The organism is Streptomyces achromogenes, from assembly GCF_030816715.1.
In the GTDB taxonomy this organism is placed as follows: Bacteria; Actinomycetota; Actinomycetes; order Streptomycetales; family Streptomycetaceae; genus Streptomyces; species Streptomyces achromogenes_A.
In genome coordinates, this window is record NZ_JAUSYH010000001.1 from 8,574,305 (window position 1) to 8,593,519 (window position 19,215).

Here is a 19,215-nt window from a genome sequence, read left to right on the forward strand (position 1 = left end):
TTGCCCTCGTCCATTTCCGGGCGGCCGTTCGGGGCAGGCCACGCGACGCCGCCCCGGACCGACGGGACCAGGTCACCGCGCACTCGCAGGAAATCGTCCGCCTCGCCTTCCCGACGGGCGCCGGCAGGCACATACCGGCACGGGCCGATACGGCGTCAGACGGGCTGCGGAGCGGGTGTTGCCGCGGGGGCCGCGGTCGTGCGGGTCTCGCGCGCCATCAGCAGGCCGTTGACCACCATCAGTGTCGCGGTGAGGCCGTGGACGCCGAGCGCGGTGGCCACGGAGCCGTGGTGGGCCAGCACGGTGGCCATGTCGCCGAACGCGGCGAGGGACTCCACCAGCAACACCCAGCCCAGCGCCCTGCGGTGGCCCGTCACCAGCAGGATGCCCAGTACCAGGGCCAGGACGACGTCGCGGATTCCCTTGACGACCAGGAAGCCGTCACCGTCGAAGTCGCCCGACGGCCGGCTCGGCAGGCCGAAGCCCGTAGCCGTCGTCTCCGGGCTCAGGATGAACTCCGTCCCGAACCAGAGGATGAACAGCACGAAGACGGCGGTCAGGACGGTGTTGATCTTCTTCAGCGGCACGGTTCTTCTCCTCGAGGGCCTTCGTCGGGATCGCGGTCGTGGGATGTGAACCGCCCGCCGCGTTCGGCGGACGGCTTTTCGGTTGCCGGCTGGCGACTGCCGGGTGCCGCAGGCGACTTCGGCATCAGGTGAGGGCGGCGACGAGGAGGGCGAAGGCCGCGATGAGGACGGCGACGCGGACGTAGTGGAAGCGGTTCCAGCGGTTGAGTTGCTCCTTCCAGTCGGCGGGCCGGTTCTCGGGGGTCCACGCCTTGTTCCGGTTGTTGATCGGGACGAGCAGCAGGATCGACATGACCACGCTGAGGATCAGCAGTCCGGCGGCGGTGACGACGAGACCGGCGCCCGCGTGATGCCGTCCGGCGGCGGCCCAGACCGCGGCGAGGACGAGCGAGCCGATGTACCAGACCGGCATGACCGCGCCGAGCATTCGGCCCCCGTGGGCGTGGCCGAGTTGGGCGCTGTCCTCGGGGAGTGCGTTGAGGATCGGGTTGATGACGAAGGCGACGGAGAACTCCACCCCCACCATCAGGCCGACGACCACGGTGGTGAACACCTCGAGTGCGTTGAGCATGATGACCCCTCCAGGAATCTAGCGGCGCTAGATGATGGGGCAACGCTAGTACTGCTGCCGCTCGATTGTCTAGTGGTGCTAGCATCGACGCATGTCGGTACAGGAACGCAAGGAGCGGGAACGGGCGGCGCGCGAGCGCCTCATCGTGGCGACAGCCCGCGAACTCGCCGAGCGGCAGGGCTGGGACGCGGTCACCACCCGTCGGCTCGCCGAGCGCATCGAGTACAGCCAGCCCGTCCTCTACAGCCACTTCCGCGGCAAACGCGAGATCATCGGCGCCGTCGCCCTCGAGGGCGCCACCGAGCTGGCCGCGGCGCTGCGGGCGGCGACCTCCGCCGCCGCCGCGGAGGGCCCGCACGCCCGGGTCACCGCCCTGGCCCGCGGCTACCTCGACTTCGCCGCCCGCAACCCGGCGGTCTACGACGCCCTGTTCCAGCTCGACGGCGGCCTGGCGTACGCGCAGGAGGACACCCCGGAACCTCTCAAGGACGCCTTCGCCGCCCTGCTGGAGTGCCTCGGCGAGGTCGCCGGGGACGGCGTCCACCCGGGACTGTTCACCGAGGTGTTCTGGGCGTCCCTGCACGGCATCGCGACCCTGACCCGGGCGGGACGGCTGCCGCCGGGGGAGACCGGGCAGAGGGTGGAGCTGCTGGTGGGCCGGCTCGCCGTGCTCTGACACACCGTCCCGGCGGCCACCCGCCCCCGGCTTCCGGACCCCACCGCAGCCTGCCCGCGGCGCTTCCAGCCCGGAGCTGCACGTCACCTGGCCGCAGATGAGGAGAACGCCTGGCCGCAGCTGTCAGGGGAACCGGGCTGCGGCGGCGCGCCGGGCGAGCGGGGGATGTATCGTTCGGTGCTCCGATCGGGCATGCGAATGTCAGAACTCTCCGTGCCGGAGCAGGAGAGCACGCGGCGGCGCGCGTTGCGCACCGCGCTGCGCTGGCGGGGATTCGCGTCCCTGTACGACGCGGTCTGGGCGTCGCCGCATCCCCTGACCCCCGAGGGGCGTGTCGAGCTCGCCGACCTGGCGCTCGGGGCCATGAGCGTGTTCCGAGCCCGCCAGGTGGACCTCGAGACGGAGGCCAACCGCAATGCCGTCGAGGCGTGGGATCTGACCGGCATCGCCGAGCAGTACGAGATCTTCGTCGAGCGGTGGAGCGGGGTGCTGCCCCGTATCGGCGCGGGTGACGTCACCGGGGCCGACGCGGTGCGCGCACGCACCGAGGTGATGAGCGCCTATCGCCACTTCCCGGTGCTGGACCCGCTGCTGCCCGTCGATCTGCTGCCGGCCGACTGGCCCCGGTCCCGGGCTCGGGAGGTCTGTGTCGCCGTGTACGACGGTCTCGCCCACGCGGCCCAGGAGCATGTCCGTTCGGTGGCGGCGCGCTTCGCCGACGGCCCGCATCCGGGGATCACGGCTCATACGATCGCCGGCATGAGTGCCGGAATCGGTCACGTTCCCGACTGATCGACCCGCCCCGCGGGTTCGGAGCGATGTGGGTCGCAACGATTGACAGACGGGCGCTCGGTCGCGACTCTTTCTGTTATCCGACGCTGTGGGAACGTTCCCAGTCCACCCCGCTCATACCCGACCGACGTCCGTCGCCTCATCGGCCTCTCCTCCGGTGCACCGCCGGGATCCCCGGATCCCCGCAAGGCATACGTCCCTGCACCGCACCCCCCACGAACAAGGAGTCGTCCGTGAGCGTTCAACACCGTACCTTTCTGGCCCTGAGCGCGGCCGGAGCAGCAGGCGTGGGCTGTCCCTGCCGGGCACGAGGCAGGCCGGTGCCGCCCTGTTTGTCATGATCATGACACTGAGGGGATGCGAACGGCGCGACCCAGGTCGGCGCGCTGGTGCTCCGGAGCATCCGCGAGCAGGGCCTGCCCCTGGCCGCGTTCCTGCGTCGACCGACGCGCGCGAGCGCCCGTCCCCGGAGAGGAACCCGATGAAGAACCTTCGGACACTCGTCACGACCGCACTGGTGGTCGCCCTGTCGAGCTTCGGCGTCCACACCGCCTCGGCGGCCGACAGAGCCGCCGCCGGCTGCACCGGCGCCTCCCATGCCTCCGCCGAGCGAGCGGCGGCCGCCCCGGTCACCGTGTGGCTCGCCGGTGACTCCACCATGGCCAACCCGAGTGCCGCCCGCTGTCCGGTCGGCTGGGGCAGTCAGTTCGCCGCCCTGTTCACCAGCGGCGTCACCGTGAAGAACCAGGCCGTCGGCGGACGCAGCATCCAGACCTGGCTGTACGAAGGGAACGTGAGCGCCACCAAGGGCTCCGACGGCGAGTGCCGGCTCACGTCCGGCACGTACGCGTCACGCTGGCAGGCGATGCTCAACGCGAGCACCGGGATGAAGGCCGGCGACTACCTGTTCATCCAGTTCGGCATCAACGACTCCTCCTCGACCTGCCCACGGCACGTCGGGCGGGCGCGGTACCAGCAGTTGACGACCATGATGGCGAAGGCCGCCCTGGCCCGGGGCGCGCACCCGGTGCTGCTCACCCCGGTCGCCGCCATCACCTGCTCGGGCAGCACGGCCACCAAGAACCGCGGTTTCGTCCCCGAGATCCTCGCCGCGGGGTCCGCCACCGGGTCGCCGGTCGTCGACCTGCACACGCTCAGCGTCGCGCGTTACAACAGTCTCCGTTTCTGCCCCAACAACGGCGACTACGGGTCGGGTCCGCTGGGGGCGTTCTTCTGCAACGACCACACCCACTTCGAGACCTACGGCGCCCAGCAGATCGCCGGACTGGTCGCCGGTGACGTACGGCGGCAGAACCTCCCGCTCGCGGCATACCTCAGGTAGCGCGGACGCGGTTGCCGCCGGTCCACGGTGCCCGACCGGCGGCGGCCGCGCAGGTGAGACCGGCGGCGTCGGCGCAGGTGGGACCGCAGGCCCGGCCGACGACCCGCGCGCCGATTGCCAGGGCTCGGCTTACTCTGTTGCAAGGGGCAATCGGGTGAATCGCGCACCGGGAGGCGCCCCTGATGGACGACTACCCACTGATCGAGAACCACGGCCTCATCGGGGACCTGCAGACCGCGGCGCTGGTGACCACCGACGGCAGCGTCGACTGGTTCTGCGTCCCGAGATTCGACTCGCCCAGTGTGTTCGGCGCGCTGCTGGACAAGGACAGGGGCGGACACTGCACGATCCGGCCCCGGCACCGGGCCTACGCGACCAAGCAGTTGTACCTCCCCGACACGGCGATCCTGGTCACCCGGTTCATGACCGAGGCTGGCACCGGTGAGGTGATCGACTTCATGCCCGTGACCGGCCCGTCGGTCACCGGGAGTCACCGGCTCGTGCGCATGGTCCGCTGCGTGCGCGGCAGGATGATGTTCGACGTCGAGGTCGAGCCGCGGTTCGACTACGGGCGCAAGAGCCACCGGCTGCACCTCAGCGAGCACGGGGCGGTGTTCGTCGCGGAGGACGGCACGGAGCTCACGGTGCACCCCGTCCGTGAGCCCGACGACGAGCGGCTGCTGGATCTGCTCACCGACCGGCGGGACGCCCTGCACTTCACCCTGACCCTGGAGGCGGGCCAGGAGCGGGGGCTGGTCCTGGAACGGTCCGCCGACGGGCCGCCCCGGGAGATGCGCCTCGCCGAGTACAGCCGGCTCTTCGACGAGACGGTCGCGTTCTGGCGTTCCTGGCTCCACCAGTCGCGCTACACGGGGCGCTGGCGCGAGACCGTGGAGCGTTCCGCGATCACGCTGAAGCTGATGACCTACGCGCCGACCGGCGCGGTGGTGGCCGCACCGACGGCCGCGCTCCCGGAGCAACTGGGGGGCGAGCGCAACTGGGACTACCGCTTCACCTGGATCCGCGACGCCTCGTTCTCGGTGTACGCCTTGCTCGGGCTGGGCTTCACCGACGAGGCCCGGGCGTTCATCCAGTGGCTCGCAAACCGGGTCGGAGAACACGCGGGCAAGGACGGTGACACCGGTCCGCTAAACATCATGTACGCGGTGGACGGATCCTGTGACCTGGCCGAGGCGACGCTCGACCACTGGGAGGGCTATGCCGGTTCCGCGCCGGTGCGCATCGGCAACGGCGCCGCCACGCAACTCCAGCTGGACATCTACGGTGAGGCGCTCGACAGCATCTACTTCGCGCACCGGCACGGTCTGCAGGTGGGACACCGGGGATGGCGGGCGCTGCTCACCGACCTCGACTGGCTGGTCGACCACTGGGACCAGGCGGAGGAGGGCCTGTGGGAGACCCGAGGCGGCCGCGAGAACTTCACCTACGGCCGTGTGATGTCCTGGGTGGCCTTCGACCGCGCTCTGCGGCTCGCCGAGTCCAACGGCCGGCCGGCCGGCGTCGAACGCTGGCGCGGCGCACGGGACGACTGCTACGAGCAGGTCATGGCCAAGGGGTGGCACGAGGGACGTCGGGCCTTCGTCCAGCACTACGGCAGTGACGTGCTCGACTCCTCGCTGCTGCGCATGGCGACGGTCGGGTTCATCACCCCCGACGATCCCCTGTGGTCCGCCACCCTCGATGCCGTGGAGGAGGAACTGGTCAGCGACAGCCTGGTCTACCGCTACAACCCCGAAGCCTCACCCGACGGTCTGCGCGGCTCCGAGGGCACGTTCTCGTTGTGCACCTTCATGTACGTCGACGCCCTGGCGCGAGCCGGACGCACCGAGAAGGCGCGGCTCGTGTTCGAGAAGATGATGGGGTACGCGAACCATCTGGGCCTGTACTCGGAGGAGATCGACCCGACGGGCCGCCAACTGGGCAACTTCCCACAGGCGTTCACCCATCTCGCGCTCATCGACGCGGCCATCACCCTGGACGCCGCGCTCAACCGCGCGTGACGCACCTGCTCGTACCGACCACCGTCGCCCCCTCATTCGCTCACCGCGCCCCACCGCCCGGCCGCACGGGTGGCGGCCGGGCGGCCGGCCGCCGTGCGGGGCTCAGCCCTCGTCAGCGGCGCCGCGGCGCAGATCGGCGTCGGTGAGGCTTTCCAACTCCCCACGGGTGTCGAGCCGGTAGAGGAGGACGACGGCGGGCACGACCAGAACCACGGCGACGAGGGTGACCAGGCCGAGCCAGCGCAGCGTGCTGTCCGCCCCCGCCCCCTCGGAGACGGTCAGGGTCGTCGGGACGAGGTACGGGCGCTGCGCCATACCCCAGGCGATCACCGCGGACGCCACCACGACAACCGCCGAGCCCCGCGACCAGGCGCCGGGGGAGGCGCCGCGCACGAGCAGCCAGACGGTGGCCAGGGTGCTCACGGCTGCGGCCGCCACGAACACGAGTCCCGCCCCGTGCGTCAGCCCGTGCCATACGTGAGGGGCGTCGTCACGGGTGGTCGCGAGGGTGCTGACGGCGAGGACGGCGACGCAGCCCAGCGCCGCCAGAGCCCGTCGCCGGAAGTAGCCGGCCAGGTCGGGCGCGTCGAAGCGGCGGGCGTCCGCGGCGAGGAACACCGCGCCCAGCAGCGCGGTGGTCGTCACGGCCAGCAGACCGAACAGCACCGGCGTGGGATGCGCCCAGGCGTGCGCGGACGGGTCGGCCTCCGCCGTCACCCGGCCCGACGCCACCCCGCCCGCCGCGACGCCGAGGAAGAACGGCGTCACGAGGGAGGAGACGGCGAACACCGCGCCGTACAGGCGCCGTCCGGCCAGTCGCTGCGCGGGTTTGCGCAGCGCGAACCCGGCGCCGCGCAGCACGATGCCGACGGCTGCCAGCGCCAGCGGCAGCCACATCGACTGGCAGAGGCGCTGGAACAGGACGGGAAAGCCCGTCCACATGATGACCAGGACGAAGACCAGCCACACGTTGTTGACCTCCCACACCGGAGCCATCGCATGGTCGATCAGCCATCGCGGTCGCCTGCCGCGGCGCGCTCCGCCCGCGAGCAGGTCCCAGAACCCGGCCCCGTAGTCGGTCCCGCCGGCGCAGGCGTAGGCGGCCACCGCGAGGAGCAGGACGACGGCGACGACGTCCGCGATCACGGCTGGTCCTCCGGGGGCGGCGCGCCGGACGGCACCGCGGGGCGCGGCCCGTAGGGGAGGCCCGACTCCGGCGTCTGCCGCGGTGAGCCGGCTCTGCCGGTCCGGCCGTCCTCCTCGTCGGCCAGCCGCCAGCGGGTGCGCATCGTCAGCAGGACGGCGAGGAAGGACGCGAAGACGCACACGTACACCACGACGACCAGGGCGAACATGATCCACAGGCTGGTGGAACGGGTCGACGTGACGGCTTCGGCGACGCGCATGTTCTCGTAGACGATCCACGGCTGGCGGCCCACCTCGGTGGTGATCCAGCCGCTCTCGACGGCGACGACGGAGGCGACGCCGGCCACCGCCGCGCACCGGTAGAACCACGCCGAGGCGGGCAGCCGACGCCGGCGCAGCCAGACCAGGGCGTACCACAGGGCGAGTACCACCAGCAGGGAGCCGATGCCGACCATGATGTCGAAAGCCCAGTGGGCGATGGTCGCCTGAGTGGCCGTCGGCCGTGCGTTCGCGGGCACGGAGGTCAGTCCGGTGACCCGGGTGTCGGTGCTGAAGCCGGCGAGGACGGAGTCGAGCTGCGGGATCCTGATGCCGCCGGAGATGCTTCCGTCCGGGTGGAGGCGGCCGAACAGGTACTCCGGCATGTGGGCGCCAGTCGTCCAGACGATCTCCATGGCGGCGAACTTCACGGGCTGTTCGTGGAAGACCTTCCGGGCGATCGAGTCGCCCAGGACGAACTGAACCGGCGTCAGCGCCGCCGCGACCGTGAAGGGGACGGTGAAACCGAGGCGGTGGTACCGGTCCCGGCGGCCGCGCAGCCATCCGGCGGCGTAGACGCCGGCCACCACGTAGCCGGCCGTCACGAGCATCGCCACCACGAAGTGCCAGTACTGCGGGCCGAACATGGGGGTGAAGACCGCCTTCCAGATCTTCACGTCGACCGGGTTTCCCGCGGAGTCCAGGCGGAAGCCGCGCGGGGTGTTCATCCAGGAGTTGGCGGCCAGGATGCCGAAGGCGCCGAGCAGGGCCGCGGCCGGCAGCGGCAGGGCGAGCAGGAAGTGGGTCCGGGCGGGCAGCCGCCGCCAGCCGTAGAGGTAGATCGCGATGAGGACGGCCTCCAGGAAGAAGGCCCACGCCTCGACGCCGAAGCCGATCCCGAAGACGTCGCCCCACCTGCCCATGAGACCCGGCCACAGCAGGCCGAACTCGAAGGAGAGCACGGTGCCGGTGACCACCCCGATCGCGAACTGGACCGCCATCACCGCCGACCACCGGCGGGCGAGCAGCAGCGCCGTCCGGTCCCCGCGGCGCAGGCCGTAGCCGTGCAGGACGAGCGTGATCAGCGGCAGCGCCACGCCCAGCGGGACGAGGACGATGTGGGAGGCGAGGGTGAAGGCCATCAGGGACCTGGCCGGGAGCAGTTGCGCCGGGGCGTCCGCCAGTGCCTGCAGCGTGCTGTGCATCTGATTCCGTTCGGGAGGCGTCGCGCGCTGTGTGTGGTGTCAGCCGCCGGTCGCGAAGCCGGGGAAGAGGGTCATCCCGCCGTCCACGAAGAGCGTGGTGCCCACCACGTAGTCCATGAGGTCGGAGGCGAGGCCGACGACGGCGTGGGCGATGTCCTCGGGGTCGCCGACACGGCCGTAGGGGATCAGCCGCAGCAGGTCCTCGCGGGCCTCGGGGGTCTCCCAGGCGCTCCGGTTGATGGGTGTCCTGACGGCCCCCGGGGCAACGGCGTTCACGCGGATCTTCTTCGGCGCGAGTTCCTGGGCGAGGGTCTCCATCATCATCTGCACACCGCCTTTGGAGGCGGCGTAGTTGACGTGCCCGGCCCACGGGATGACCTGGTGCACGGAGCTCATGCAGATGATCTTGCCAGCGGCGCGCGACACCTCGGGGACGACTCCGCGGCGCAGGAACTCCTTCGTCGCCTCCCGAGCGCACAGGAACTGTCCGGTCAGGTTGACCTCGAGGACCTTGTGCCACTGCGCGAGCGTCATCTCGGTGAACGCGGCGTCCCGTTGCATCCCGGCGTTGGCCACGAGGATGTCGATCGTGCCGAACTCCTCGACCATCCGGTTCGTCATGGCGACGACCTGGTCCTCGTCGGAGACGTCCGCCTGGTAGGCCGCCGCCCGCACCCCGAAGGACCTGATCTCCTCCACCACCTTGTCGGCATCTTCCCGGCCGGCCACGTAGTTCACGACCACGTCGGCTCCGGCCCGGCCCAGCGCGACCGCGGTCGCCAGGCCGATCCCGGAGTTCGCGCCGGTGACGAGTGCCTTCTGGCCTTTGAGCAGGTGGGTGGGGATCACGTCACGGGGCGCACCCTCGGTCGGACTCACGATGACTGTCTCCTCCACTGCGCGGCCGGGTCTTCCGGGGCTCGTCTCACCGGCCCGGGGTCAGACATTCACCCAAGCACCGCGGTCGCGCGGGGGCGCGTCGTGGGGAGCGGTCTTGGGCCGACCGGGGGAGGAGGTTCGCCCGCCGGAAGGCGGGTGCCCGGTCCCGGTCGGCCCAGTCGTGCCGGCGGGCGGTCGCCCGCCGCCGGAGCGCGCGCCATGGCCGTCGGTTCGGCCCACGGCCTTCCGGCCCGGGTCAGCCGAGGAGCCGACGCTTCTGCGCCGCGAACTCCTCCTCGGTGAGGACTCCTTGAGCCTTGAGGTCGGCGAGCTGCCTGAGCTGGTCGATCTTGGCGGTCATGTCGTCGGCGTGCGACTGCGGGGCAGCGGGTGCGGGTGCGGGTGCGGGGGCCTGCTGGTCGACGTCCTGGCGGGCGCTGTCCTGCTCGGCCCACCGGCCCGCCTGCCGCCTCGAGACCCGGTTGGACACGGCCGTGGCCGTTCCCGCGATCACGGCGGTGCGGGCCACACCGCGAAGAAGTCCTGGCATGTCACTCGTCTCCCTGGTCCGTGCGAAGTCGTGAGGACGCGCCGCGGGGGCGCGGGTGGTCGCGGTGTCAGGGGGCGGTCACGGCTCCGCCGGAAGGACGCACCGGTTCGGTGGCGTCCAGCGACGCCAGCAGGGCGTCCACGGGGATGCGGCCCCCGGCCACCATCTCGGCGCCACCACGCCGTAGCGCACGAGCCAGGGGAGCGGCCCAGAGGTTCTCGTACACGATCACGGCCGCGGAGTTCCCGGGCTCCAGCGCGGCGCCGGCCTCGTCCAGGTCGCCCTGGTCGAGCAGGCCGGAGGAGGCTCCCTCGAACACCGTCAGTTCGGCCCGGTCACCGAGTTCCCTGAATTCCAGCACGGCGACCGATCCGTCGGCGCCCTTCTGGATGAAGACGAGGTCGAGGATGCGGATGACGCCGTCCTCGACCAAGTCGACGAGCAGGGGCATGCCCTCGCCCGTCATGCGGCTTCCGGGGAACTCGACGATCAGATAGTCGACGGGCCCCATGTCCGCGACGTCCTGGTGCATGGCCACTCCTCAGCGGTGGGTCCGGCCCCGGCCGTGTCCCGCTGCGGCGTCGGTCGCTCGCGCTCGGGTCGAGGGACGGTGCTCTCCAGCCATTGCAGCACTCGGTCAGGGGGCCTGCATTTCCGGGACGTCCGGGCGGTGCGGGACGTCCGGCGCACCGGAGTGCCGGGACACGGCCGGGGCGCGGCTAGTCAGCCCGGGATCCGGGCGCGACCACCACAGCCCGCTGTGTGATTCCGCGCCGGGACCGATTTGTGCGTTTAGTCCATGATCGCCCTATGCTGTTGTGCGGGAGAGCTCGAGCAGTCGACGTGCCGGCTCCGCGCCGGCGGGAAGCGGGCTTCCATGGCTGAGCGATTGAAAATGCACGGATTGGTCGGCGAAGTGGCGGCCGAGTTCGTGGGCACCATGATTCTCATCCTCTTCGGCTGTGGCGTGGTGGCCCAGGTGGTCGCCGGCGGAGCGCTCACGACGCCGCCGGGAGGACTGGGAAACCACGACAGCATCGCCTGGGCCTGGGGCCTCGGCGTCACCCTGGGCGTCTACGTCGCGGCGCGACTGAGCGGCGCCCATCTCAATCCCGCGGTGACGGTCGCCCTGGCCGCGTTCAAGGGTTTCCCGTGGAGCAAGGTGGCTCCCTACGCGCTGGCCCAGACCGCCGGCGCCTTCGTGGCGGCCCTCATCGTGCGGTGGAACTACACCGAGGCACTGGCGAAGGCCGACCCCGGGCACACCATCAAGACGCAGGGCGTGTTCTCCACGCTCCCCGCCAACGGCAATCCGAACCTGCCGGTCCACGAGTGGGGCGCGTTCCGCGACCAGGTCATCGGCACCGCGATCCTGCTCCTGCTGATCCTGGCCGTCACGGACCTGCTGAACACGCCGCCCGGCGCCAACCTGGCCCCGTTCATCGTCGGTCTGATCGTCGTGGCCATCGGCATGGCGTGGGGCACCAACGCGGGGTACGCGATCAACCCGGCCCGCGACTTCGGGCCCCGACTGGCCAGCTTCTTCACGGGCTACGGCACAGCATGGCGAGATCAGTACGGGAACCTCTACTTCTGGGTGCCGATCATCGGCCCCCTGGTCGGCGGCCTGCTCGGCGCCGGACTCTACAAGGCCCTCATCGGCCGGTTCCTGCCGACGGCGGAACCGGAGCCTCCCGGCCGCGTTCCGGCCCCCGAGGAATGACCCCCACAGCAGAGGCGGCAACTCATGGCTGACTTCGTGGGCGCGGTGGACCAAGGCACCACCAGCACCCGTTTCATGATCTTCGACCACTCCGGCAACGAGGTGGCGAAGCACCAGCTGGAGCACGCCCAGATCCTCCCGCGCTCGGGTTGGGTCGAACACGACCCGGTGGAGATCTGGGAGCGCACCAACTCGGTGATCCAGAACGCGCTGCGGCACGGCAACCTCTCACCCGAGGACCTGGCCGCCATCGGCATCACCAACCAGCGCGAGACCACCGTGGTGTGGGACCCGCGCAGCGGACGTCCCTACTACAACGCCATCGTCTGGCAGGACACCCGCACCGACTCCATCGCGGCGGCCCTGGAACGCTCCGGCAGGGGCGACGTCATCCGCCGCAAGGCGGGGCTGCCGCCGGCGACCTACTTCTCCGGCGGCAAGATCCAGTGGATTCTGGAGAACGTCGACGGCGTCCGCGAGGCCGCGGAAGCGGGCCACGCCCTCTTCGGCAACACGGACGCCTGGGTTCTGTGGAACCTGACCGGCGGCCCCGACGGCGGTGTCCACGCCACCGACGTGACCAACGCCAGCCGCACCATGCTGATGGACCTGGAGACCCTCGACTGGGACGACGAGCTGCTGGGCTTCTTCGACATCCCCCGGCGGATGCTGCCCACCATCAACCCGTCCTCCCACCGCGAGGCGTTCGGCGTGACCCGCACCTCCCGGCCGCTCCGCGCCGCCATCCCCATCGCCGGGGTGCTCGGCGACCAGCAGGCGGCCACCGTGGGGCAGGTCTGCTACGCGCCCGGCGAAGCCAAGAACACCTACGGCACGGGCAACTTCCTGGTCCTCAACACCGGTACCGAGCTGGTCCGTTCGCAGCACGGTCTGCTCACGACCGTGGCGTACCAGTTCGGCGACAGCCCGGCGGTCTACGCCCTGGAGGGCTCCATCGCCGTCACCGGGTCCGCGGTGCAGTGGCTGCGCGACCAGATGAAGATCATCAAGGACGCGGCGGAGAGCGAGGCGCTGGCACGCACCGTCGAGGACAACGGCGGGATGTACTTCGTTCCCGCCTTCTCGGGCCTGTTCGCTCCGTACTGGCGCTCCGACGCCCGCGGCGCGATCGTCGGTCTGGCCCGGTACAACGACAACGGTCACCTGGCCCGGGCGACCCTGGAGTCCATCTGCTACCAGAGCCGCGACGTCGTCGAGGCCATGGAGCAGGACTCCGGAGTCCATCTGGACGTGCTGAAGGTGGACGGCGGCGTCACGGCCAACGACCTGTGCATGCAGATCCAGGCCGACGTCCTCGGAGTGCCGGTCAGCCGTCCGGTCGTCGCCGAGACCACGGCGCTCGGCGCGGCCTACGCGGCGGGCCTGGCCACCGGATTCTGGCGCGACACCGACGAACTGCGCACCCACTGGCAGGAGTCCAGGCGCTGGGAGCCCCAGTGGTCCGAGGACCAGCGTGCGGAAGGATACGCGGGCTGGAAGAAGGCGGTGGAGCGCACGCTCGACTGGGCCAAGGTCGAATAGCCCGACGGGACCGGGCGCCGCCCGTGACACCGGGCGGCGCCCGGTGTCACGGGCGGCGCCCGGTCCCGCCATCCCCCGGTGTGAACACGCAGCGACGCCGGCCACCGCCCCACCTCCTCGCGCGGCTGGGGTCCCCGGCGGGTCAGCACGTGGCCCACGGCCGTCCGGGTCGCACACGAGGAACAGAGCCGCCGTACCCCCACGTCTCTCCTCACCCGCTCGGATGGATTCGTACGTCCGGTGAGGGCAACGCCGCTCGTGGTGGCGGTCGGACAGTGCGCACGGCGGAAGGCTGTCGCGCATGTTCACACCACATGTACGACCTGCGCGGCAGCGACACGGTGGCCGCCGGTCTTTCCCGGCCCCGGCCGGGACCGTCGTGGCGACCGTCCTGGCCCTGGTCCTCACTCTTCCCGGCACCGCAGCCGCGGCCCCCGGCGGCCTGGATACCACCTTCAGCGGTGACGGCAAGGTGCTCACCGGCATCGCCGACGACGATCGCGCCGACGACGTGGCGGTGCAGCCCGACGGAAAGATCGTCTCCGTCGGTGCCTCCGTCGACGAATCGGCGGTGGAGAGCCGCTTCGCGCTGACCCGCCACAACCCGGACGGCACCCCCGACACCGGCTTCGGCGGTGACGGCACGGTGACGACCGCCGTCAACAACATGAGCCCGAGCCTCCAGTGGAGCGAGGCACACGCCGTGGCGCTGCAGGCCGACGGCAAGATCGTGGTGGTGGGCAGCAGCTGGCGGGAGTACGAGGACTGTTGCTGGTTCGTGGTGGCGCGCTACAACCCCGACGGCACCCTGGACGGCTCCTTCAGCGGCGACGGCCGGGTCTTCGCCGACTTCGACGGCCCTACCGAGGCCCTCGACGTGGCCATCGACCCGGCCGGCAGGATCGTCGCGGCGGGCTCTGCCGGGGGGCGCATGGCGGTGCTCCGCCTCACCGGCGACGGCACCCCGGACACCACGTTCGGGGGCGACGGCACGGTGACCGCCAACCCGGCGGGCCCGGTTCCGCAGGAGGGCGGTGACGGCCGGGCCCTGGCGCTGCAGCCGGACGGCAAGATCGTCGTCGGCGGCCAAGTCGGCTCGACCAGGTTCGACTTCGCGCTGATGCGCTTCAACGCCGACGGCGGCGTGGACACGAGCTTCGACGGCGACGGCATCGTCCGCACGGACTTCGGCGACTACGAGGCCGTGGAAGGAATCGCGCTCCAGCCCGACGGGAAGATCGTCGCCGCCGGCGGGAGCGGCGCCAGGTTCGCCCTGGCCCGCTACCTCCCGAACGGCGCCCTGGACACGAGCTTCGACGGCAACGGCAGGGTGATCACACCCGGCGGCGGCGCAGCGGACGTAAGGCTGCAGCTGAGCGACGGCCGGATCGTCGTCGCCGGAAGCAACGGACCCGGCGGCGATCTCGCCGTCCTGCGCTACAACCCCGACGGCAGCCAGGACACCGGCTTCGGCACCGGCGGCCTGGCGACCGCGGACTTCGGCGGCAACGACGCCGCCCGCGGCGTGGCCCTGCAGACGGACGGCAAGATCGTCGCCGCCGGCGGGGGCGGCCCGGACAACGACTTCGCCCTGGCCCGCTTCGAGGGCGGTGGCTCATCGCCGCCACCGGCCGGCGTGGACCTGTCGGTGACGAAGTCCGGTCCCACCACGGTCAGCATCGGTGACCGGGCCACCTACACCGTGCGGGTGACCAACAACAGCACCATCGCCTCCGCCACCGGCGTCTCCCTGTCCGACACGCTCAGCGGCGTCGCCGTCTCGGTCGTCTCGGCGACCACCGGCTCCGGCACCTGCACCACCACCGCCACCACCGCGAGCTGCTCCCTCGGCGCCCTCGCCCCCGGATCCGTCGCCACGGTGACGGTCGCCGTCGAGCCGCGCGCCACCGGCACGCTCACCGACCGGGCCACCGTCGGTGCCGCCCAGAGCGACCCGAACGCCGGCGACAACACCGCCACGGCGATCACCACGGTCGACAACGCGCGCGGCTGCACCCGCGTCGGCACCAGCGGCAACGACACCATCACCGGCACCTTCGGCAACGACGTGATCTGCGCCCTCGGCGGCGACGACACCGTCGACGCGGGCAGCGGCAACGACATCGTCCACGGCGGATACGGCAACGACCGCCTCGACGGCGGCTTCGGCAACGACACCCTCACCGCGGGCCCCGGCAACGACAATCTCATCGGCAACTCCGGCACCGACAACCTGAACACGGTCGACAACGTGGCCGGCAACGACACCGCCAACGGAGGCCCCCAGACGGACACCTGCACCACGGACGCGGGCGACACGCGCCTCAGCTGCCCCTGAGCGCACCACGCCCCCGATGCGGGCCCCGCACGCTCGTGCGGGGCCCGCATCACGCCCGGAGTCCGCCAGGGCGCCACCGACACATTGTTCATGCATGCGAACGCGTCATGCGAGTCGCTTGGTGAGGGGGCTGTCGGACTTTCCCTTCTGTGCCATGTGATCTGGGGAAGTGCTCACGTCTCGAGAGCAGCGGCGATTTTCTGGTGACCGATCGTTGTTCACATACTTGTCACCCATGACAGGCCGCCCTATCCTCGCGGAGAGAAAGCGCTTTCCCGGCTCGCCTGACCGTGCCGGGCGAGCGGTCCGCAGTGTCAGCCGTGGGGCATGCCGCGCGCCGCAATCGATCCGGCGCGAGGCTGACCCGGGCTGACCGCACCGGGATGCCGCCGCGTCGGAACGGCTGGGCGCACTCCGGGCCGTGCTCCGGGCCGCAGACGCATCGTGCTCGCGCCGGGGCCGTGGTGGCGGGCCCGTGCGCCATGGATCGCGGGGAGTTCTCCAGCTCCGTCACCCCGGTCGTTCCTGCCTCCGGCGGCGTCCCGCCCGGGTCGCCATGGCATGCGTACGCCGACCCGCGCCCCGACGGCGTCGCTCGCCGGGCGACCTCGGCGCCGGCGCCGAGGTCGCCCGGCAACACCGTACGCCCGTACCGCAGTAACACCCGTCCACCCGTACCGCAGCAACACCGTCCGCCCGTACCGCAGCAACGTCACCGCCCTTTCGGGGTGGGCGTGCGCGACATCCGCGGCGAGCCGAAAGGGGCCGCTGTGATGCGAAATGGCATGAGCATGTCATTCAGGTGACCTCGACGGCCCTCGGCGCCGGGCACGGACGTGCGCGGCATCCCCGGTACTCGACGACGAAAGACGAGGCGAGAATGAGAAAGCCAGTCGCTCTGCGACTCTCCGCGGCGCTCGGCACGCTGGCCCTGGCGGCGGCGACAGGCATGGTCCTGTCGATGCCCACCGCCTCGGCGGCCGGCGCCGGCGCGACCGGGTTCGCCACCCAGAACGGCGGCACGACCGGCGGCGCCGGGGGCACGACGGTCAGGGCCACCACCGGCACCCAGATCCACCAGGCCCTGTGCAGCCGGGCCGCCAGCAGTACCCCCCTCGTCATCCAGGTCGAGGGGACGATCACCGTCGGCAACACGGCGAAGGTGTCGGGCGGCAGCTGCAACACCGCGGCCGGAGTGATCGAGCTGAAGGGCGTCAGCAACGTCACCCTCGTCGGCGTCGGCAGCGGAGCCGTGTTCGACCAGATCGGCATTCACCTCCGCCAGTCGAGCAACATCATCGTGCAGAACGTGACCGTCCAGAACGTGAAGAAGTCCGGCTCGCCCACCTCCAACGGCGGCGACGCCATCGGCATGGAGCGCGACGTGCACAACGTCTGGGTCGACCACACCACGCTGACCGCATCCGGCGGTGAGTCGGCGGGCTTCGACGCCCTGTTCGACATGAAGGACGACACCCGGTACGTGACCCTGTCCTACAGCGTCCTGCGCAACTCCGGGCGCGGCGGTCTCGTCGGCTCCGGCGACAGCGACCTCGGCAACGGGCCGGTCACCTTCCACCACAACCGGTACGAGAACATCGACTCCCGTACGCCCCTGCTGCGCGGGGCCACCGCCCACATCTACAACAACCACTACGTCAGGCTGAACGAGTCGGGCATCAATCCCCGGGCCGGCGGCAAGGCCAAGGTCGACAACAACTACTTCAAGGACTCCAAGGACGTCCTCGGCACCTTCTACACCGACCTGCCGGGATACTGGCAGGTCAGCGGCAACATCTTCGACAACGTGACCTGGACGCCGCCGGGTGAGGACAACAACCCCGCGGGGCCGAACCCGACGTCGAACACGACCGTCGGCATCCCCTACGCCTACCGTCTCGACGCCGCGTCCTGCGTGCCGTCGATCGTGACCGCGACGGCGGGCGCCAACACGGGCCTCAAGGTGTCGGACGGCAACTGCGCCGCGTCGACGCCCACCGCCACCGCGACCGCCACCTCGAATCCCACGCCGGCGCCGACGCCCACCGCGACATCCACGCCGGCCGGCGCCAACCTGAGCCTCGGCGCCGCCGCCGACGGCTCCAGCAAGGCGTCCGGCACCAGCTACGGCAACGTCCGCGACGGTGACACGAGCACCTACTGGTCGCCGGCCGGCTCGACCGGATCCGTCTCGGTCAAGTGGGGCTCGACGACCGCCGTTTCCAAGGTCGTCCTTCGGGAGGCCGCGGGAGCCACCGGCAACATCGGTTCCTGGCGGGTGCTCAACGGCGACACCGGCGCGGTGCTGACCTCGGGCAGCGGAGCGAGCGCGGTGTCCTTCACCTCCACCTCGCTGAAGAAGGTCACCTTCGAGATCACCGGCTCGAGCGCCACCCCGAAGGTGGCGGAGTTCGAGACCTACGCCTGACCGGACGGCGACGGCGGGCCGGCCGCATAGGTGGCCGGCCGGTTCGCTCCCGCCGATGACGCCGGGCACGCAGGAACCCGCTGCCGTGGGCGTCGTCGGCGGCGTCCGTCCGGTCGGCGGGCCCGGAGATGACGGGGCGGCCGGCCGGCTCCGGAGAGCCTGGCCCCGATTCTCGACCGGTGCGTCGAAGCCCTGCGCACACAGGCGCCGCGATGACGGCGCTTCCCCAAGTCCGCGACGGCGGGACAGGGTTGCCGAGGAGGCTCTCAGGTGGGCAGGTCGTGGTCGCTGATCGGGTGGTGGCAGCTGCTGCGTTTGCATTTCCCGAGCGGGCCGCCGGCCTGGAAGTCGGGGCACGGGCAGGACAGGCAGCGGATGTGGTCGCTCGGGTCGGGCCCACCCCACCCGTTGTCCGTCGGTCTCACCCGGGCGGATTCCCGGATGCCGCCCATGTGCCCGTCGAGTCTGCGGGGATCGGCCTCGTTCTCCTCGAACTCTTCAAAGGCGTTCTTCTGGGCATCCGTTGGGTCGTACTGCATGGTGCCTCCAGGCGTGGAGGTGACGGCGACGGCGTGCCGCCCCTCCCCCCAAGATGACCCGGCAGGCGCCCGCCCGCATGTCGAGCGGGAGTGTGGCGACGGGCGCTGCGCCCACTCCCGACGGGGCAACGGCCTCTCCAGGCCGAGGGCCGACGACGGAGCCGCGGCTCACTCCTCTTCGAGCTGGTGGTCGGCCCAGACGTAGGTCTCGGGCAGCAGGTCGGTGATGGGGACGGTTCGGGCGCGGTCGTCATTGCCCACGATGACCTTCAGGCCGGGGAAGTAGTCGAGGAGGGCCTGTCGGCACCGGCCGCACGGCGGGATGACTCCTCGCTCGCGGTCGCCCACGGCGACGATCGTCTCCAGCTCGTAGACGCCCTGGCCGGCTGCCGTGCCGATGAGGACGAGCTCGGCGCAGGGGCCTCCGGTGAAGTGGTAAGCGTTCACCGCGGTGATGATCCGGCCGTCGCGGTCGCGGGCCGCGGCGGCCACGGTGTGGTTGTCGCCCCGGCAGCGGGTGCGCGCGACCTGCGCTGCCGCCCGGATGAGCTCGTGGTCGACGGGATGGGTCTGCGTGGTCATCTTCTACGCCTTCGTCAGGTGTCAAGTGTCAGGTGA

Annotated in this window: 17 protein-coding genes; 8 read left to right on the forward strand and 9 right to left on the reverse strand. The window is 71.1% G+C overall.

The genetic code is table 11. From position 1 onward, the window contains the following. Window positions 1-155: 155 nt before the first annotated feature. Window positions 156-587, reverse strand: coding sequence for a DUF4267 domain-containing protein (locus tag QF032_RS37690; RefSeq protein ID WP_307059622.1), 432 nt, complete (start codon window positions 585-587; stop codon window positions 156-158). A 124-nt stretch (window positions 588-711) separates the two neighbouring features. Next, window positions 712-1,158, reverse strand: coding sequence for a DUF1772 domain-containing protein (locus QF032_RS37695; protein ID WP_307049025.1), 447 nt, complete (start codon window positions 1,156-1,158; stop codon window positions 712-714). Between the two features lie 91 nt (window positions 1,159-1,249). Here QF032_RS37695 and QF032_RS37700 point away from each other — a divergent pair, with 91 nt between their 5' ends. The 4 genes from QF032_RS37700 to QF032_RS37715 all read left to right on the forward strand — a co-directional run bounded on the left by QF032_RS37700 (window position 1,250) and on the right by QF032_RS37715 (window position 5,989). Then, entirely contained in the window at window positions 1,250-1,834 is a 585-nt protein-coding gene (locus tag QF032_RS37700) for a TetR/AcrR family transcriptional regulator (RefSeq protein WP_307049026.1), read from the forward strand. Window positions 1,835-2,026: 192 nt separating this feature from the next. After that, window positions 2,027-2,626, forward strand: a complete 600-nt coding sequence (locus QF032_RS37705) for a PaaX family transcriptional regulator C-terminal domain-containing protein (RefSeq protein ID WP_307049029.1) — start codon at window positions 2,027-2,029, stop codon at window positions 2,624-2,626. Window positions 2,627-3,107: 481 nt separating this feature from the next. Beyond that, entirely contained in the window at window positions 3,108-3,968 is an 861-nt protein-coding gene (locus tag QF032_RS37710) for a GDSL-type esterase/lipase family protein (protein ID WP_307049030.1), read from the forward strand. A gap of 182 nt (window positions 3,969-4,150) precedes the next feature. After that, on the forward strand, window positions 4,151-5,989 hold the full coding sequence (locus QF032_RS37715) for a glycoside hydrolase family 15 protein (protein WP_307059624.1): 1,839 nt from the start codon (window positions 4,151-4,153) through the stop codon (window positions 5,987-5,989). A 102-nt stretch (window positions 5,990-6,091) separates the two neighbouring features. Here the strand turns inward: QF032_RS37715 and QF032_RS37720 are convergent, their stop codons facing one another. The 5 genes from QF032_RS37720 to QF032_RS37740 all read right to left on the reverse strand — a co-directional run bounded on the left by QF032_RS37720 (window position 6,092) and on the right by QF032_RS37740 (window position 10,559). Then, entirely contained in the window at window positions 6,092-7,135 is a 1,044-nt protein-coding gene (locus QF032_RS37720; protein ID WP_307059626.1) for a cytochrome d ubiquinol oxidase subunit II, read from the reverse strand. Next, on the reverse strand, window positions 7,132-8,598 hold the full coding sequence (locus QF032_RS37725; RefSeq protein ID WP_307049036.1) for a cytochrome ubiquinol oxidase subunit I: 1,467 nt from the start codon (window positions 8,596-8,598) through the stop codon (window positions 7,132-7,134). The genes QF032_RS37720 and QF032_RS37725 overlap by 4 nt, the downstream gene beginning before the upstream one ends. Window positions 8,599-8,637: 39 nt before the next feature. Then, window positions 8,638-9,477, reverse strand: a complete 840-nt coding sequence (locus tag QF032_RS37730) for an SDR family oxidoreductase (RefSeq protein WP_307059628.1) — start codon at window positions 9,475-9,477, stop codon at window positions 8,638-8,640. A 256-nt stretch (window positions 9,478-9,733) separates the two neighbouring features. Continuing rightward, window positions 9,734-10,027 carry an SHOCT domain-containing protein gene (locus QF032_RS37735; protein ID WP_307059632.1) on the reverse strand — a complete coding sequence of 98 codons (294 nt, stop codon included), beginning with the start codon at window positions 10,025-10,027 and terminating at the stop codon, window positions 9,734-9,736. Between the two features lie 67 nt (window positions 10,028-10,094). Then, on the reverse strand, window positions 10,095-10,559 hold the full coding sequence (locus QF032_RS37740) for a DUF6325 family protein (RefSeq protein WP_307049044.1): 465 nt from the start codon (window positions 10,557-10,559) through the stop codon (window positions 10,095-10,097). 345 nt (window positions 10,560-10,904) lie between these two features. Between QF032_RS37740 and QF032_RS37745 the strand changes: the two genes are divergently transcribed. The 4 genes from QF032_RS37745 (at window position 10,905) to QF032_RS37760 (ending at window position 18,058) form a co-directional block, all read left to right on the forward strand. Further along, window positions 10,905-11,750 (forward strand): MIP/aquaporin family protein, encoded by an 846-nt coding sequence (locus QF032_RS37745; RefSeq protein WP_307049045.1) that lies wholly within the window; start codon window positions 10,905-10,907, stop codon window positions 11,748-11,750. Between the two features lie 24 nt (window positions 11,751-11,774). Next, window positions 11,775-13,292 carry a glycerol kinase GlpK gene (gene glpK / locus QF032_RS37750; RefSeq protein WP_307049047.1) on the forward strand — a complete coding sequence of 506 codons (1,518 nt, stop codon included), beginning with the start codon at window positions 11,775-11,777 and terminating at the stop codon, window positions 13,290-13,292. A 379-nt stretch (window positions 13,293-13,671) separates the two neighbouring features. After that, window positions 13,672-15,630 carry a calcium-binding protein gene (locus QF032_RS37755; protein WP_307059634.1) on the forward strand — a complete coding sequence of 653 codons (1,959 nt, stop codon included), beginning with the start codon at window positions 13,672-13,674 and terminating at the stop codon, window positions 15,628-15,630. 880 nt (window positions 15,631-16,510) lie between these two features. Further along, window positions 16,511-18,058, forward strand: a complete 1,548-nt coding sequence (locus QF032_RS37760) for a pectate lyase family protein (RefSeq protein ID WP_307059636.1) — start codon at window positions 16,511-16,513, stop codon at window positions 18,056-18,058. 266 nt (window positions 18,059-18,324) lie between these two features. Here QF032_RS37760 and QF032_RS37765 read toward each other — a convergent pair whose 3' ends face one another. Beyond that, window positions 18,325-18,597, reverse strand: coding sequence for a hypothetical protein (locus QF032_RS37765; RefSeq protein ID WP_307049053.1), 273 nt, complete (start codon window positions 18,595-18,597; stop codon window positions 18,325-18,327). Window positions 18,598-18,765: 168 nt separating this feature from the next. Then, complete coding sequence (locus QF032_RS37770; RefSeq protein WP_307049055.1) at window positions 18,766-19,179, reverse strand: cytidine deaminase; 414 nt, start codon at window positions 19,177-19,179, stop codon at window positions 18,766-18,768. Between the last annotated feature and the right edge of the window lie 36 nt (window positions 19,180-19,215).

Coding starts and splice junctions, on each gene's coding strand:
- QF032_RS37695 (WP_307049025.1), bottom strand. CDS start 1,158: ATGCTCAACGCACTCGAGGTGTTCACCACCGTGGTCGTCGGCCTGATG.
- QF032_RS37725 (WP_307049036.1), bottom strand. CDS start 8,598: ATGCACAGCACGCTGCAGGCACTGGCGGACGCCCCGGCGCAACTGCTC.
- QF032_RS37710 (WP_307049030.1), top strand. CDS start 3,108: ATGAAGAACCTTCGGACACTCGTCACGACCGCACTGGTGGTCGCCCTG.
- QF032_RS37715 (WP_307059624.1), top strand. CDS start 4,151: ATGGACGACTACCCACTGATCGAGAACCACGGCCTCATCGGGGACCTG.
- QF032_RS37760 (WP_307059636.1), top strand. CDS start 16,511: ATGAGAAAGCCAGTCGCTCTGCGACTCTCCGCGGCGCTCGGCACGCTG.
- QF032_RS37745 (WP_307049045.1), top strand. CDS start 10,905: ATGGCTGAGCGATTGAAAATGCACGGATTGGTCGGCGAAGTGGCGGCC.
- QF032_RS37740 (WP_307049044.1), bottom strand. CDS start 10,559: ATGCACCAGGACGTCGCGGACATGGGGCCCGTCGACTATCTGATCGTC.
- glpK (WP_307049047.1), top strand. CDS start 11,775: ATGGCTGACTTCGTGGGCGCGGTGGACCAAGGCACCACCAGCACCCGT.
- QF032_RS37705 (WP_307049029.1), top strand. CDS start 2,027: ATGCGAATGTCAGAACTCTCCGTGCCGGAGCAGGAGAGCACGCGGCGG.
- QF032_RS37765 (WP_307049053.1), bottom strand. CDS start 18,597: ATGCAGTACGACCCAACGGATGCCCAGAAGAACGCCTTTGAAGAGTTC.
- QF032_RS37735 (WP_307059632.1), bottom strand. CDS start 10,027: ATGCCAGGACTTCTTCGCGGTGTGGCCCGCACCGCCGTGATCGCGGGA.
- QF032_RS37700 (WP_307049026.1), top strand. CDS start 1,250: ATGTCGGTACAGGAACGCAAGGAGCGGGAACGGGCGGCGCGCGAGCGC.
- QF032_RS37770 (WP_307049055.1), bottom strand. CDS start 19,179: ATGACCACGCAGACCCATCCCGTCGACCACGAGCTCATCCGGGCGGCA.